This is a genomic window from uncultured Spongiibacter sp. (assembly GCF_964011655.1).
GTDB lineage: Bacteria > Pseudomonadota > Gammaproteobacteria > Pseudomonadales > Spongiibacteraceae > Spongiibacter > Spongiibacter marinus.
In genome coordinates this window covers 66546-82512 of record NZ_CAXGPO010000008.1, presented here as the reverse complement: position 1 = coordinate 82512, position 15967 = coordinate 66546, and the positions used below count along the sequence as shown (strand labels likewise).

Annotated in this window: 16 protein-coding genes; 10 read left to right on the top strand and 6 right to left on the bottom strand. The window is 53.7% G+C overall.

Annotated features, from left to right (window positions below; translation table 11 throughout):
* Positions 1-53: 53 nt before the first annotated feature.
* The 4 genes from bioA to ABNS66_RS06120 all read left to right on the top strand — a co-directional run bounded on the left by bioA (position 54) and on the right by ABNS66_RS06120 (position 3340).
* Positions 54-1361, top strand: coding sequence for an adenosylmethionine--8-amino-7-oxononanoate transaminase (gene bioA / locus ABNS66_RS06135; RefSeq protein WP_286837008.1), 1308 nt, complete (start codon positions 54-56; stop codon positions 1359-1361).
* The gene (locus ABNS66_RS06130; protein WP_286837007.1) at positions 1358-2173 is read left to right on the top strand and encodes an ion transporter; all 816 of its coding nucleotides are present in this window, start codon (positions 1358-1360) and stop codon (positions 2171-2173) included. The genes bioA and ABNS66_RS06130 overlap by 4 nt, the downstream gene beginning before the upstream one ends.
* Positions 2174-2197: 24 nt before the next feature.
* The gene (locus tag ABNS66_RS06125; RefSeq protein WP_286837006.1) at positions 2198-2617 is read left to right on the top strand and encodes a secondary thiamine-phosphate synthase enzyme YjbQ; all 420 of its coding nucleotides are present in this window, start codon (positions 2198-2200) and stop codon (positions 2615-2617) included.
* Between the two features lie 141 nt (positions 2618-2758).
* A complete protein-coding gene (locus ABNS66_RS06120; protein ID WP_286837005.1) occupies positions 2759-3340 on the top strand; it encodes a YtfJ family protein in 582 nt (193 codons plus the stop codon).
* A gap of 28 nt (positions 3341-3368) precedes the next feature.
* Here ABNS66_RS06120 and ABNS66_RS06115 read toward each other — a convergent pair whose 3' ends face one another.
* The gene (locus ABNS66_RS06115) at positions 3369-3869 is read right to left on the bottom strand and encodes an SRPBCC family protein (protein ID WP_027872665.1); all 501 of its coding nucleotides are present in this window, start codon (positions 3867-3869) and stop codon (positions 3369-3371) included.
* A gap of 91 nt (positions 3870-3960) precedes the next feature.
* On the opposite strand from ABNS66_RS06115, the gene ABNS66_RS06110 reads away from it, so the two are divergent.
* Both ABNS66_RS06110 and ABNS66_RS06105 read left to right on the top strand, forming a co-directional pair.
* A complete protein-coding gene (locus tag ABNS66_RS06110; protein ID WP_286837004.1) occupies positions 3961-4779 on the top strand; it encodes a pseudouridine synthase in 819 nt (272 codons plus the stop codon).
* 104 nt (positions 4780-4883) lie between these two features.
* The gene (locus ABNS66_RS06105; RefSeq protein WP_286837003.1) at positions 4884-6482 is read left to right on the top strand and encodes a choline dehydrogenase; all 1599 of its coding nucleotides are present in this window, start codon (positions 4884-4886) and stop codon (positions 6480-6482) included.
* Positions 6483-6484: 2 nt separating this feature from the next.
* On the opposite strand, the gene ABNS66_RS06100 is transcribed toward ABNS66_RS06105, so the two are convergent.
* Positions 6485-7339 carry a DUF2971 domain-containing protein gene (locus tag ABNS66_RS06100; protein ID WP_204995560.1) on the bottom strand — a complete coding sequence of 285 codons (855 nt, stop codon included), beginning with the start codon at positions 7337-7339 and terminating at the stop codon, positions 6485-6487.
* Position 7340: 1 nt separating this feature from the next.
* Positions 7341-8129, bottom strand: coding sequence for an alpha/beta fold hydrolase (locus ABNS66_RS06095; protein WP_286837002.1), 789 nt, complete (start codon positions 8127-8129; stop codon positions 7341-7343).
* 52 nt (positions 8130-8181) lie between these two features.
* On the opposite strand from ABNS66_RS06095, the gene ABNS66_RS06090 reads away from it, so the two are divergent.
* The gene (locus ABNS66_RS06090) at positions 8182-8967 is read left to right on the top strand and encodes a hypothetical protein (RefSeq protein ID WP_204995562.1); all 786 of its coding nucleotides are present in this window, start codon (positions 8182-8184) and stop codon (positions 8965-8967) included.
* Between the two features lie 14 nt (positions 8968-8981).
* Here ABNS66_RS06090 and ABNS66_RS06085 read toward each other — a convergent pair whose 3' ends face one another.
* Entirely contained in the window at positions 8982-10943 is a 1962-nt protein-coding gene (locus ABNS66_RS06085; protein ID WP_286837001.1) for a DUF3604 domain-containing protein, read from the bottom strand.
* A gap of 152 nt (positions 10944-11095) precedes the next feature.
* A complete protein-coding gene (locus ABNS66_RS06080; RefSeq protein WP_204995564.1) occupies positions 11096-11719 on the bottom strand; it encodes a glutathione S-transferase family protein in 624 nt (207 codons plus the stop codon).
* A gap of 188 nt (positions 11720-11907) precedes the next feature.
* Here ABNS66_RS06080 and ABNS66_RS06075 point away from each other — a divergent pair, with 188 nt between their 5' ends.
* The 3 genes from ABNS66_RS06075 to ABNS66_RS06065 are packed head-to-tail and all read left to right on the top strand — an operon-like array spanning position 11908 to position 14269.
* Positions 11908-12231 carry a PepSY domain-containing protein gene (locus tag ABNS66_RS06075; RefSeq protein WP_204995565.1) on the top strand — a complete coding sequence of 108 codons (324 nt, stop codon included), beginning with the start codon at positions 11908-11910 and terminating at the stop codon, positions 12229-12231.
* A 5-nt stretch (positions 12232-12236) separates the two neighbouring features.
* The gene (locus ABNS66_RS06070) at positions 12237-12923 is read left to right on the top strand and encodes a response regulator transcription factor (protein ID WP_204995566.1); all 687 of its coding nucleotides are present in this window, start codon (positions 12237-12239) and stop codon (positions 12921-12923) included.
* Positions 12923-14269, top strand: a complete 1347-nt coding sequence (locus ABNS66_RS06065) for an ATP-binding protein (RefSeq protein WP_286836998.1) — start codon at positions 12923-12925, stop codon at positions 14267-14269. The genes ABNS66_RS06070 and ABNS66_RS06065 overlap by 1 nt, the downstream gene beginning before the upstream one ends.
* Here the strand turns inward: ABNS66_RS06065 and ABNS66_RS06060 are convergent.
* A complete protein-coding gene (locus tag ABNS66_RS06060; RefSeq protein WP_286836997.1) occupies positions 14259-15962 on the bottom strand; it encodes a ShlB/FhaC/HecB family hemolysin secretion/activation protein in 1704 nt (567 codons plus the stop codon). The two genes, ABNS66_RS06065 and ABNS66_RS06060, sit on opposite strands and share 11 nt — an antisense overlap.
* Between the last annotated feature and the right edge of the window lie 5 nt (positions 15963-15967).

The following is a 15967-nucleotide window of genomic DNA, read 5'->3' as shown; positions in this document are numbered from 1 at the left end:
ATGCAAAACGCGGCGTCAGCTTCTAGAATAGCTGGCCAGCAACGGAGACCGCTATGCACGACTACAGCAATATCGACACAAGCACTTGGCTCGCTTGGGATCGCGATCACATCTGGCACCCCTATGCGTCTGCGCTATCCGCGCCAGAGATGTTCCCGGTTAAATCTGCCAGTGGTGTTGAAATTGTATTGGCGGACGACAGGCGCTTAATCGATGGCATGTCGTCTTGGTGGTCGGCGATTCACGGCTACAATCATCCCGTGTTAAACGACGCCGCACAGCGTCAGCTGGCAGACATGTCCCACGTTATGTTCGGCGGCCTGACCCACGCCCCCGCGGCAACACTCGGCAAGCGGCTGGTCGACCTGACGCCGCCACCCCTGCAGCGAGTATTTATTTCTGACTCGGGGTCAGTCGCGGTTGAAGTCGCGATTAAAATGGCGCTGCAATACTGGATCGCCATGGGGCAGTCAGCAAAGCATCGACTTATCGCGCTTCGCAATGGTTATCATGGCGACACCTTTGCCACGATGGCAGTGTGTGATCCCGTCAATGGTATGCACCATTTATTTAGCTCAGTGTTGAGTCTGCAACTGTTTGCAGAGGCGCCACAAACACCATTTGGACAGGCAGCCAGTGATGACGATATGGCCTCGGTGGAAGCGCTGCTTCACGAGCACCACGGCGACGTTGCGGCCGTTATTGTCGAACCCATCGTGCAAGGGGCTGGCGGCATGCGATTTTATTCTGCCGACTATTTACGCCGCCTGCGCGCACTGTGCGACCGCTATGATGTATTGCTGATTCACGACGAAATTGCCACCGGTTTCGGTCGTACAGGTAAACTTTTCGCCTGTGAGCACGCCGACATCAGCCCCGACATTATGTGCGTTGGCAAGGGGCTAACCGGCGGTTATCTAAGCCTTGCTGCTACCCTGTGCACTGAAGACATTGCCCAAGGTATTTGCCAGGGTGAGGCCGGCGTATTTATGCACGGCCCGACTTTTATGGGCAACCCTCTGGCTTGCGCCATCGCCAATGCCAGCATCGACCTGCTGCTTACCAACGACTGGCAGGGCAATATCCAGCGTATCGAGCAGGGATTAAAACAAGGCTTATCACCGGCCAGCGAGATCCCGGGCGTTGCGGATGTGCGCTGCCTCGGCGGCATCGGCGTGATTGAAATGGCTGAACCGGTGACGATGGCCTCTATTCAGCGCCGCTTCGTCGACCACGGTATTTGGATTCGGCCCTTTGGAAAACTCATCTATACCATGCCGCCCTACATCATTGACGACGAGCAACTGGCATTCCTTTGCCGGGAGATTATTGCGGTTATTCGTGAGGAACAAGCACAATGACAGGCGATACCCTCAAGGAGCGCCTTCGCGAGATTATCTTCGGCACAGAGCCAGGTCTGGGCAGGAACTTCGACATCGCGCTTATCATCGTCATCATTGCGAGCGTTTTAGCCCTATTTTTGGACTCCGTGGAGCCCCTGCATGCCGCCTATGGCGAGCTTTTTTACACTGCAGAAATCGCCTTTACCGTGCTGTTTAGTATCGAGTACCTAGCGCGAATATACTGCTCTGTAGACCGAAAACGCTACATCACCAGCTTCTACGGCATCGTCGATCTGCTAGCGACACTGCCCACCTACCTGGCGTTAATTTTACCCGGCGCCCAGCATTTGCTGGTGATTCGCATCTTTCGGGTACTGCGTATTTTCCGCGTGTTTAAGCTTTTCAAGTACATGTCTGAGGCGAATATTCTGGTGCGTTCGATCAAATCGTCGCGCCACAAAATTACCGTGTTCCTCATCACCGTCGTCACACTGGTCATCGTCTTCGGTTCTTTGATGTATTTGGTCGAAGGGCCTGAAAATGGCTTCACGAGTCTGCCGCAAAGCATCTACTGGGCCATCGTCACCGTCACGACAGTCGGCTACGGTGATATTGTTCCCCATTCGCCCCTGGGGCGCGCCATCGCAGCGATGGCAATGGTTACCAGCTACGCCATCATTGCCATCCCAACCGGGATACTCAGCGCGGAGCTCGTGCAAGAAAACCAACGTCAGGCAGGGTTAAAGCGTTGCACGTCTTGCCAACAGGGCAACCACGAACGCGACGCCATTCACTGCAAATACTGCGGTGAATTGCTGCCTGAGCAATGAATTGACACGACGGATTCATGCGAAATGTGGATACAACGAACGATTACTCTACGCGCGAAAGCGCGTGGCTTTCACCTCATCGACAATGAGATCATCGCGCAACTGCCGGAAATATCACAATTATCTGTCGGTTTATGTCAGCTGTTTATTCAACACACCTCGGCGTCATTAACGCTTAACGAGAATGCCGACCCCACAGTTCGTAGCGACTTTGAGTATTTTTTCTCCCGCTGCGTTCCGGAAGGCGATACCCACTACCAGCATATCGATGAGGGCAGCGACGATCTTCCAGCCCATATTAAAGCCAGTCTATTGGGCAGTAACGTGACAATACCCGTGAGCGAGGGACGGCTTGCCTTGGGTACTTGGCAAGGTGTGTACCTTGGAGAGCACCGCAACAGAGGTGGCCAACGCCGCATTGTTGCGACACTTTTTGGCGAATAATGGGTCTCAGTGGAGGTCTCAGCCAATTCAGCCTCGGTTCAGATACGAGGCCGATAATGTGAACTAAGCGTCATCATTGCAACGTGGCTGCTATGCTATTCTGCCGCGCATTGCTTTAACTACTATTATAAGGATCGATTCATGTTGCGTTTATGGAAATCTGTAGCCGTCTCACTGGCTCTGCTTGGCAGCAGCTTGGGTATGGCACTGGAAGTGGGCGGCAATTTACCTACGCTGGACGTGCCAAGCCGCGGGGAGCTGGTTATGTCGGGCGATAAGGTGAGCTTCAGCCCTTGGTCTAGCACCAGTATCAGCACGGGCAGCCCAGCACTTATTTTTCACATGCCTGCGCGCATGTCATCAGATGCCGCGATTGCCCCCCTTCGCGCACGGCTGGAAGCCGGTGAGTATCCCACTGAGAGTTTCCAATCAATTTCCGTGGTCAACCTTGATGACGCACTGTGGGGAACCTCTGGCTTGGTCGCTGGTGAGCTCGCCAAGAATAAGCGCGCTCACCCCCAAGCTGTGCTTGTTGCCGACGATGCTGGACGCGGGCTAAAGGCCTGGCAATTAAAGTCTCGAACCATTGCGATTATTTTGCTCAATGCCGAGGGTGAAATTACTTACCTGAAGGAAGGCGAACTGTCGCAGGATGATATTGACACCATTATCGCAAAGCTGGACGCCGAAATTGCCAGTGCGGAGCGTGTTGCGAACAACTGAGTTAGGTCGTAAAAAAGCGCGCCATGTATCAATTGGCGCGCTTCTCCAATAAGCGTTTCAAGTTCTTGAGCATCATTTTCACACCAAAACGCATCACAGGGCTGAAGACGGGTAGGAATACCTTACTAAAGCCCTTTGGCTTCATCGCCATTGTCCACCGCACGCGACAGCGGTTATCCGCCAATTCGTCCACTTCGTAGCGCTCGGCAAAGGACTCTATATTGTCCCGGGTAGCGTGTGTGAAACAGAATGCCATTTCCCTGCCCCGCTCCCAGGCAATAAACTCTTCGAAACCCGTCAGCCCGCCCATCATATATACTGTACGAGTCGTCCCGATCCCGAAAGGCCTCGGCGAGGTCCACTCCACGCGCTGGATCGGCATTGCCCAACGGGGCCAGTCATCGGCATTTTCAAAAGATGCAAAGACATCTGCCGCGCTGACACCGAACTCTACCTCAGCAACGTACTTAAACGGTGCTGATTCAAAGAAGGTCATATCCACGGCTTGACACAAAAATTTTTCTGCCACTTATTATCTCCGCTGATTTTTCTGGCATACGTAGTAGTAGATCGGGAAATCTACCCCGCCCAGCCACTAGCGACAAGAAAACCTAGGGAAAATGACAAACTCTTCATCAAACTCGCAAGATAAGGAACCAAAAAGTACAGAAAACGCCGTTGAGCAACTGCCGCTGCTCTATCGCGACGACGATATTGTTGTGGTGGACAAGCCCAGCGGCCTGCTCGTTCACCGCAGCCCAATAGACCGGCGAGAAACGCGCTTTGCCTTACAGATACTCCGCGAGCAGCTAGGGCAATACATCTACCCCGTTCATCGCCTGGATAAGCCCACCTCAGGGGTTATGGTTTTTGGCCTGCACAGCGAGAGTGCCTCGGTATTAGCCAAACAGTTTGCCCAGCACCAGATCCGCAAGGCCTACCTAGCGACAGTTCGGGGTTACGCCCCCGCCAGTGGCTGCATCGATCACCCATTGCGGGCAGACCCCGATCGCTATGCGGGAAGAGCGGAGTTTGGGGACGCCAAGCCGGCCATTACCCACTATCAGTGTCTGGCTCAGTACGAACTTGATGCCTGCATCGAAAAATACCCTCAATCGCGCTACTCATTAGTGCTCGCCCAGCCGCTGACTGGGCGGCCCCACCAGATTCGCCGACACATGAAGCATATCGCCCACCCCATTATTGGTGACGCCAAGCACGGCCGCGGTAGGCATAACCGTTATTTTGCTGAGCATTTAGCCTGCCCTCGCCTGTTACTGCACGCCATGGCCCTGGAGTTCAGCCATCCCGCCAGTGGCGAACGGCAGCGCTTTGTATCGCCGTTAACGGGTGCCTATGCGGCATTAGTGAAGGCGTTTAACTGGCAGACAGCGGTGAATACCGCCGAGCATAGACTTGGCTGGCCGAAGGTTACATAATTATAACTTAACCTTATCGCCCATTCCCTCTACGCTAGTGGGAATAACTTGACCGGCCCCAGCGCCCGAACACCAGTAAAACAATAACGCGAGGCAAACTCACTGTGACTAAGCTCTATGACTACATTATTGTCGGCGCCGGCTCCGCTGGCTGCGCCCTGGCCAATCGCCTCAGTGAGGACGGCCAACGCAATGTCCTGCTCCTAGAGGCAGGTGGGAAAGACAGCAATCCTGTTATTCATATGCCACTGGGTTTTGCCTTCACCATGAAAAACCCCAAATTCAGTTGGTGCTATGCCAGTGAGCCTGAGCCTCATATGAATGATCGCTGCATTGACCAGCCCCGAGGCAAGGTGCTCGGCGGTTCCAGTTCAATTAACGGCATGGTCTATATACGCGGCCAAAAGGAAGATTACGACCATTGGGCGGCCCTGGGTAACACCGAGTGGAGCTATGACAAACTGCTGCCTATCTTTAAGCGCAACGAGGCCTATGTGGGCCAATGCAGTGACGAATACCACGGGCGCGACGGCCAACTCCACGTTGATGACGTGCAAGACCACTACGAAATGGCGGACCTCTACGTGAAAGCCGCGCAGGAAGTGGGCATCCCCTACAACCCTGATTTCAATGGCGAAACTCAGGAAGGCGCAGGGTTTTATCAAGTGAATATTCGCCGCGGCCGCCGTCAGAGCACCGCACGCACCTATCTGCGCAATGCCGCGAAGCGCAGAAATTTGACGATTGAAACCAACGCCCTGGCCAGCCAGATTATTTTCGAAGGTCATCGCACAACCGGTCTTCGCTATTTGAAAAATGGTAAGGATGTCACCGCTCGCTGCCGGGGAGAAATCATTTTATGCGGTGGCACAATGAACTCACCGCAGCTGTTAGAACTTAGCGGTATCGGCAATGCCGAGCTGCTGCGCCAGAAAGGCATTAAGTCCGTGCACAATTTGCCTGGTGTCGGTGAAAATATGCAGGACCACCTAACTGTGAACACCCAGCGCTCCTTCGAGGGACTGCGAACGTTCTATGAGGACTCACGCCCGCTGCCAATGATCGGCAACTTATTCAAGTTCTGGTTTAAGGGCAAAGGCATGCTGGCGCATCCGGCCTCGCAGGTTGGTGTTTTCTTCCGCACCTCGGACGACGTCGATCGCCCCGACGCGCAGATTCACTTCACCCCCGCCGCCGGTGATCAGGACGAAAACGGCCGCATGCTTACCGTGCCAGGCACCACGGCGACAGTATGCTATCTGCGACCAAAGAGCCGCGGCTGGGTGCACATTCGCAGCACAGATCCAACCGAGCCACCGGCATTTATTCACAACTACTTAGCGGAAGAGGAAGATCGTCAAAAGATGATCGCAGCGATTCGCAAAACGCGTGAAATTTTTGAGGCTCCCGTCTTCGACTCCTGGCGCCGTGAAGAGCTTGTGCCCGGCCCTGAAGTACAAAGTGACGAAGAGATTCTTGAGTTTGTGCGCAACACCGGCGAGTCTGTATACCACCCTGTTGGCACCTGTAAAATGGGTAACGACGACATGGCCGTGGTCGACCAACACCTCAAAGTACATGGCGTTGAAGGCCTTCGCGTTGCCGATGCATCCGTGATGCCAACAATTATTTCCGGAAACACCAACGCAACTTCAGTGCTGATCGGCGAGCGCTGCGCCGACTTCATCCTCTCCGGCGAGTAGGCCTAGCGCTGGCGGTAGGGTATCTGGCAATAGTCGATACCCTCCGCTGGCTGAATACCGTGCTTCAGCAGGCACATTTTCAGCGAGTTCATCGACAAACTAATATTGGGCGTTGGGCCCAAGTAAACATGATCGAGAGCCATTGCTTCTCCCTCTGATGAGGCCAGTGCAAACTTCATATACGGCACCAGCATACTCCGGCCTTCTCGAAAGAAAACCTCTGCATTGGGGTAGTTGGAAATTACTGGCGAAACCAAACGCCACTCCTGCTCTTCCTCAAACGAGGGGTGCTTCAAAATGGCGGCGATACGCAGCAAGTCGGTTTCCAGGTGAGCAAATAAGCTCGGGAAATCCTTCTGCTCCCCTTCTCCGGCCAACAGTTCAACACCGTCGATAATTTCTGCTATCAAACTATGCTGCGCGCTCGGCGCATAGACACAGCGCCCCAGGTTAAAGCTCTGGCTGCTCGCGCAGCGGCGAATAAAGGCAGCATTGAAGCCGAGACTTGCGCCTTTACCTACAGAGCTATACCCACGCCATTGGCTCAGTAAATTGCCATTAGAGCGAAACGAAGCACCAAATAAAATATGGCCATTGGTAATACGGTGCTGCACCCAATCGATAAAGGCATTTAGCAGCGCGGGCTGATCATGCCCTTGGCGAATTCGCAGCTCCACCTCGCGCTTCACCAAATCGGCGGTATGCCTGAGCTCCGCAGAATCATTCATGTAGCGTATGTCGCTGGCCCACAGTACACCGCTGCCCAGAATGCCCAAAACGCCGCTCAACGACGTGTAATGATAAAGCGTGTCCTGGGGTTGCTCTGCGTATAGCTGGGCACTAATGGCATCAATCATGTTAGGTCTCAGCCAAAAAGCCAGACACCAGCGCGTTGAATTCACGCGGCTTTTCGGCGTGCAGCCAATGCCCCGTTCCCGCTATGGTTTCGATGCGACTGTCGGGAAACTGCTTCATAATTCCCACTCGGTTCTCATCAATAATGTAGCGAGAGTTCTCTCCGCGGATAAATAGTGTCGGGCCCGCATAGGGCTCTGCAGCGGGCGCATCACGCAGTAAATCGTAGCAGTCTGCAATTACCGAAAGGTTCATGCGCCAAGCCCAACCCTCGCCGTCGCGCACTAGGTTTTTCAATAAGAACTGTCGTATGGGTAGCTCGGGCACGGCTGCTTGAAGCTGCTCGTCGGCATGGTCTCGGTTACGCAGCGCGCGCAAGTCCATTGCCAATAAACCCTCAATAATGGCATCGTGGCCGCGCCCATAGCGAACCGGTGCAATATCGGCGACCACAAGTTTCTCTACCAAGTTGGGCTGAGAAGCCGCCAATTGCATCGCCACCTTGCCACCGAGAGAGTGCCCCAGAAACGTCGCACTTTGCACCGCCAGCTCGCCGAGGGTTTTGGCCACATCCTCAGCCATACTGGGAATATCCATATAGTCTCGGTGAGGAGACTTACCGTGGTTGCGCAGATCCATGCGTACGACACGATAGTTGGGCTCCAAGTGGCGTGACAGGGTCAATAAATTGCTGGCCGAGCCAAATAGCCCGTGCAATAGCACGACAGTAGGCCCCTCACCCCGCGACTCGCTGTGCAGCACCGCCGCTGCATTTTTTACTTCACTTCTCATGCTCTGATCCGGTTGCTAGAATGCCTGCGCATTCAAATAAATAGGTGTTACTGTGAGAATTTTGCTTCCGATAGTTGCTGCAGCAGGACTGTTGCTCGGTGCCTGCAGCTCCGTGAGCTACAACCCCACTGTGTTCGATTTCTTTATCGCCAAAGACGCTATGGCTGCGAAACCAGTGAAAAAAGTGATTGTTGCCAGTGTCAATGTCACCGGTGAACCCACCCGCTCCATGTTACGGGACAGCGTAACGAAAATCGATTCGATGGTGGTGGACTACCTGCAAGAAAATGGCTTCGAGATCGCACCTCAACATTTATTCAACAATGCCTGGCAGCAGGCCCTGCTGAACTTCGGTGAATTCTACGACCCCACAACGGGCAAAGTCGACCAACAGGGTTGGCAGCAGGTAATGGCCAGCACCTTTCAAAGCCTGCAGGCACATAAAGATATCGATGCGATCGTCTTTACTGACCTAATCGCCCATGACGTGCAGCACAGCACGGGCATGAAACACTATGCCCGCTGGTATGGCGTTACCCGCGAACCTGCCACAGAGGGCGCAAGCGCCAGTGTTCCGGTTGATTTCAATTGGACTCAAGTGATCAAGGGCGCGAGCTTAGTGATTACTCTCTACAGCACCGAAGGGCAGCCGCTGTTCGCCAGCCGCGGTGGTTTGGATACGCTGCATGCGATCGACTCTCGCAAGAGCCAGAAAGGCTTCGTGCGCCGTAAAAAAATCCTTGGGAACAGCAGCCGTATCCAAGAGGGTATTGAGCTCGCCTTTCACCCATTAATTGTTATGGATCGCTATCCGGCGCCGCCCAAAAAGCAGCCTTGAATAAGGCACTCCACTTAGCTGCCAGAGGGAGCTTGCTGCGTGGTCACCCACACAGGCGAGCTCCATGCTCGCTCTTGTATTTGACGTCGGTGATCATCACGGCAGCAGCTTTCATAGCCGGGTGAAATGGTGTCCGGCTGGCTGCAGTCTACTGCGGCCGCCACGCACAGCTGCTGACTCCACCGGCAACGGGGCACTTCGACGGCGCGAGCGTAGTAGTAATGGCGCGCCTCCGGGTCGAAATCCGGATCCTGCCATACCGAGCAAAGTTGTGCGGCGCCACTACCCTGCGTTTGGCAGCTGTTTATGTCTACGGTCGCCGGTTTTCCCGAGCTGGCAATATCAATCACTGTTTCTGAGCGCTGCCCTTCGCTATCAACACTGCCTTTTACAATCTGTAGAGTTTGCAGCGGTAAGCCAGGCCACTTCGCTGTGCCGGGGTCCATTGCAGCCATCACCGCAATACGGGGGGCCGATGATGAATTAAGCTGGAGCTCCCCTCCCATGGGTACGCCGTTCTCATAACCCACTTTGGCAAAATCCGTGCGCTCACATAAATCGCTGGGGAGCTCCTCGCCCGCAAAAACTCTCAGGGCGATACGCGGCCCACTGGTCGCATAGACCTCGCGCCTTAGCAAGGCATCGAAAATGGCGTCGCGACTATTCTCTTCTGCCCATACCGCCGCAAGACCACCCGGATTAAACTCGATATCATCGGGCAATCCCGGCGGCACACTTTCACCCGCCGGCATACCTGCCCCACCATGCCCTAGGAACTCTTCCTCGCTCACCGCTCCAGGCGCAGAAATGTGGGTGTCGCTGCTGGCGATAAAGCCAAAAGCCAGTGGATTGAGCCCCGAGTCGCTGGAGTTGGCGTACGCCAGGCCATCGCGCAATACCTCGCGCAAAAAACCGGATTTTGGCCCTGCCGGTTCACTCAACGAAGGGGAAAGCTTGCCGAGAAATTTACTGCGAAAGCTGCCATAAGGTAATTGTTCGAAGCCGCACAGCTCATCCTCAGATTGCAGCGGATCGTAGTAGCACTCGGAACTGCCCTTGTGCTGCATAATTTCTACAACGCGCTCTAAACGCGCTCTCTGCGCCTCTCTACTTGGGTCGTTATTTCCCTCTTCGTTCAAGGCAAACATATAGCCATCACTCAAATTACTATTGTGAGGAATCACCAGCACTTCACAGTTTTTAAGGGCGCTCGCTTTGCCACATTGCGCATCGAGCCCATCCCACAGTTGTGGGGCACTGGGGGCATCGATAAAGGAAACCGGCAACGCTGGCACACTGGCATTGCGAAAAATAATATTGCGATGGAGGTTGGCGAGATTCTCGGCCGCCCCCGTCCACTCATAGGCCACGAAAGAGGTAAATTCACAGTCATCACTGCGGTCGTAAGCCACTTCAGCTGAGGTTTGAATGTCTTGCCAGGGGCGCAAGGCCGCCTGTCGACAGTATTCGCCATCTTCACCACAAAAGCCTAAGCGACCGGCCATGGCAGCTTTGGTATTGAACAGAAAAAATGCCCCGCGAGGCCAACCGCGATACAAACGACATTGCCAACTGCCATAGCCGCGTTGTGACGGGTCCAAACAAATATCGCGCTCGCCAAATAACTCGGCGTGATCTGTCACCGCCGCGAAGTCCAGAGGTCTCTCTAGCTGCAACTCCCTCAACGCCTCGCCATCAGGGAGCCAGGGCTGAACGGGTAGACGGCCACCTTTTGCAAAACGGTAGGCATCGGCGGGAGAGGTTCGAGTACCTTGAGTACTTGCATCCAGGGAGTACTTGGTGTGTACGTGCAGATCACCAAAAAGTAACTGCCGTTCGGGCTGCCAGTTTTTGCAGCGGGGCTTTGTAACCAGATTCGTGGTGGAGGTGTCCAGGTTTGCAATCGGCTGGGTATAGCCCTGTTGACACAGCATGAGAGCACAAACACTCAAAGCGGCAACTATTATTCTTTTCATATTAGCCATTCCGGGTGGTAAATGACTATTTTGCGCCAACAGCCGATGGCCTACATCCTCCATCCGGCCTAGCCAACTGCCTTAAGTGCAGCGAGGTGTGAACCGGCTGGAGGCCTTTGCACCTAGATCAGCCGGCTGGTTGTTGTGCTAATTTACTCACCGAAGTGCTGCTTCATGGTATCGAACCACGCCCGCAGTACCGGACAATCTTCAGGAATATCGCGTTTTACCCAGTTGCAGAATCCGAGTACGGCATAGAGGTCGATATCCGCTTGGCTTAAGGACTCTCCCACCAAATACTGGCGATTCTGCAGTTCTTTTTCCATTGTTTGATAAAAAGCGGTAATTCTAAGGTTGCCTCTTTCTTCCAGTTCAGCGATCTGCGGCACGGCTACCGGCCCGGGCAACGCACGGTCTTTAAACGCGGGATTAGTGTTGCGCAGCACCTCTGCAACAGCCGCCAAGCCATCAACATAGAGACGCTGACACCAAGCGACAATTTTTGCACGCTCTAACGCATTCGCACCGAACACACTCTTTTCGGGAAACTGGTCGTCGATATAGAGCGAAATGGCAATGGCATCACACAGGGTATCGCCATTATCGAGTTGCAGAGCTGGCACCGTGCACAGCGGGTTAATTTTGCTGTATTCACCGCTCATCTGCTCGCCTTTCATCAGGTCGACCTGTTCAGAATCAATGTCGATGCCCTTATGTTTTAACATCAGGCTCACCCGCCTGGGGTTTGGCGCGGGATCAAAGGTATAAAGTTTCACACTATTCTCCTTATTGGTTGACGCTGAACAAAGCGGTTCAGCGAAAGTTAAGCCTAGTCCCCCCAAACTGCAAGTGTCTGACAGGACTACCGAACAAAGACACTGAACAAATTGAGTTGACTACGGTAACCTATGCATATTGAGTCAGCCCCCGAACGGCCACGCTAACCCGCTAAGCCAGTGACATTATGAATTTTCGACATAGTTTTAAAACCCTTGCCGCAATCGTTTTCGGCATGCTTATTTCAATAAACAGCTACAGTAGCGGTTTGCTGGAAAAAGGCATTAATAACGGCCGAGGGGCACTAGGTGTTTCGCCGCGCAACGCCTTGGACCCGCGACGAAATCAGCCACTGATTAGCGCGAGTGAGGCGATCTCAATTGCTGAACGGCGCTACGGCGGCCGCGCCGTCGGCGCTAAAAAAATTCAAACCGTTAACGGCAGTGCCTACCGCGTGCGCATATTGCAAAAAAATGGCAAGGTCAAAAACGTCATCATCGATCAAAGGTAGCTCAGGTGCGTGTATTAATCGTTGAAGACGAGTCTCTGTTGCAAGCCCAGCTTGTCGAGCAATTCACGGCAGCGGGCTTTGCCTGCGACGCCTGCAGTGACGGAGAAGAAGCCCTGTTCCTGGGAAGGGAGCACCCCTACGACCTTGCCATCGTTGATATAGGCCTACCCAAGTTAGACGGCATTAGCGTCGTCGGGCACTGGCGTGAAGATGCCAGAGACTTTCCTGTACTGATTTTAACAGCGAGAGACAGCTGGCAAGACAAAGTAAAGGGCCTAGAATCCGGCGCAGATGACTACGTTGCAAAGCCTTTTCAGATCGAGGAGGTATTGGCGCGCGCAAATGCCTTGATTCGGCGCTCAGCCGGGTTTGCCAGCCCGCGCATTAGTTTTGGTGCACTACAAATTGATACCGCTGCCAAATCGGCGACCGTCGCCGGACGTAAACTAGAGCTCACCACCTTTGAGTACAATGCGCTGGAATACCTGGCAATGCGCAGCGGGCAAGTCGTCTCTAAAACGGAGCTCACAGAGCACCTGTATGATCAAGACTTTGATCGCGACAGCAACGTTATAGAGGTCTTTATCGCCAGACTGCGAAAGAAAATTGACCCAACCGGCGAGCTCAAGCCCATCAGCACGCTTCGTGGCCGCGGTTATCGCTTCGAGCTGGGAGAGGACTCGCAACAATAATGGCGACGCGCCGCTCCTCAATTAGCCGTCGGCTCATCATCTCGATGATCATTGCTATGCCCCTGCTACTGGGTTTGACCGCCGCTGCTATTGACCGCGCTTATCTGAGTAGTTTGCTGAAAGCCGAGGAAAACCGACTCCAAGCCCAATTCTTTTCTCTATTGGGAGCCGTTGAGTGGAATGAAGAAGATGGCTTTCGCACTGACGATCGGCTCAAGGAGCCTGATTTCTGGCAATTTCGCTCCGGGCTATACGCGGACATACAATCTCCCGACGGTAAGCAGCTGTGGCGATCGCTAAGCGCCGATACCTTGTCGCTACCCAACAACTTCGAAATATCACGGCCTGGCGAGGCCCTTACCGGCGAAACGCTCATCGACCAAAAACCCTTCCTCTATTACCGCTATCGCGCCCTGTGGGAAACAGAGGAAAATGAGGATCTGGCGATTGTTTTTTCTCTGTACTCGGAAAAAACAAATCTCATTCAAGAGCAGAGGCAATTCCGCCGGCAGATGGCGATATGGATGACCATCGTTGCTTTTCTTTCTGTGCTGTTGATATCCGTCACCCAATACTGGGGCTTAAAACCACTGCGCAGACTGGCGAAAGAACTGCGTTTACTGGAGAAAGGCCAGGCCGAGCGGCTCGGCGATAACTACCCCAGTGAACTGGCCGCTATCACCAGCAACCTCAATCAACTGATCGAAAAAGAGCGCCGGCAGCGCGAGCGCTATCGCAATACCCTGGGGGACCTCGCGCACAGTTTGAAAACCCCGCTTGCAGTACTAAAAAGTGGCCAGTTAGACGACACTCAGCGTAACGAACAAATCGAGAGAATGGATAATATTGTTCGCTACCAGCTGCGCAGGGCCGTCAGTAGCGGCCAGCAACAACTACACACCAAAACGCAGATTAAACCCTTAGTGGATAGGCTTATTCACACCCTGCAAAAGGTTTACCACACCAAGCCATTTACTGCTGAGGTCGCGCTCAACGACCAAACAACCGCGCCCGTAGACGAGCAGGATTTAATGGAATTACTTGGCAATCTGCTCGATAACGCCTGTAAGGCCTGTCATGCACGGGTATGTGTTTATGCCGAGCTGATGGTAAACGGCGCTGTCGCACTGTTTATTGAAAATGACGGCAAGGGCCTAGAACAAGAAGACATCGATAGTATGATGATTCGCGGCAAACGCGGTGATCAATATGGCGACGGCCAGGGCCTGGGGCTGGCCATAGTGCGAGACATTGCCGACAGCTGTGGCATCGAGCTACGTTTTGCCGCACGCGAGCAAGGCGGCAGTGTTGTCACCCTGCTCTTCCCGTCACCGTCTAATAGCTGACTTTAAGCCGCCAAAAGAAGTCGACCTCGGCAGCATCGAGTAAGCTCTGATTGATATTTTCATCATCGATCGGGTGGGCCACCACAAACTCGCTGCTCAAATAGTCCTTATAGCTAGCTTTTAAGGCGAAGCCTGCGTCGCTAATCATTCTTGTATCACCGGCGTCACCGCGTGCATCTTCGTACCAAACCCAACCTTGCTCGATGAACACAGACGGCTTTATTTCCAAGCCCATGAAAGGCAGTGGGTTAGATTCGAAGCTCAACTTCGCATAGTGACCCGAATCACCCACCAGCACCCCTGGAAGGTAGGCCGCTAAACCGTTGCTACCTCCCAAATAGTATTGCTGCTGTAGCGGTAATTGGCTGCCATCGGAGTACTGGCCTGTGAAACTCGCCGTTAGATTCGCCCAATCAACCACGGCAGATTGCAGCGAGAAACGGGGCTTAAAGATAGTAAACTCACTTGTTCTTCTGCCGATGAACACCACGCCTTGACGGTCGTCTGTGGCAAAGGTGCCGCTGTCTGACTTCAAGCCAAAATCGATGAATGCCTGCGCTGTTAACCGGCTAGGAAAACCTGCTAAACGCAATAAGCGGTTAAACTTAAGCCCCAACTCAAGGTTGGTTTGGGGCTCGTCCAACAGTGCCCCACCGCCGCGCAGATCAATAGTGGAATCGATGTATTCCACGCGTTCGGTGAGCGTCAAGCGGTAAAGGCTATCGCTCATCAAAACCTGCTCGCCGGTAAGCGCTGCGGATTGCGTGCGATGCTCTAAGTACACCTCTTCAGACGTTGTTGTGGTGCCGCCACCGCCAATGTTTATCGACGTGCCTGTACCGCCGAGTAGCGCGCACAACAGCGCAATGTCACACGTACCCAGACTGAGCAAAGGGTCATTTGCGGTAGTCACCAAGGCGTCAGCAAAGCGCGCATACTCGACATGGCGCGCTTCGATGCCATAAAGCCCCCATTGGCTCGGGTAGTTCAGCCGAAACGTATAGCCATCGTAGTAATCACCACCATTGACCTCACCGAGTTCCGTGAGTGCTCGGTCGTACACAAACTGTAAATGGAGGCCATTGGCGAAATCATGTTTAGCCGAGACACCACCGAAATAGCGTCCTAAAAAACGATTGCCATAATTGTTAGCGGAAAGGCTTAACACCGTCGCATCATGGTCAGCTTTTTCACGCTCGCTGAATACCATGGTTAAGGCATTGGGGTCCCCGGAGACCTGATAGCTTATGCCATAGTCGAGACCTGCGCGGTCACTTTTTAAATTCGCTAACACGCGCTTTGTATCGAATTCACTGCGATGAAGGTCGCTATCGCCAATCAAGGGCGAAAAATGCTCTTTGATCCCCTCCGGCGCTTTTATATCGGCCAACGTGCCGTTGATAACATGGACAAAAATTGTCTCGTCGCGCTGGGCGAAATAGATCGTCGTTAACAGGTGTCCCAGGTGATGGTATGACTGGTTTAGCGCATTGACCGCCTGAGCCGGCGTTTTCGCCGCCGCCATCAGCATATCCAATTGCTCTTTGCTAAGGTGACGATTCCCAGTTATCCGCAGCGTATAGCCCGCCACCTCTGCCTCGTACACTGCGTCTTCACGTGCAGAACTGTACTGCACGATGCGCTCAGCAGTGGACGCTTGGGGAGGAATGACTGGGGGTAAATCAATTGCCATACAAA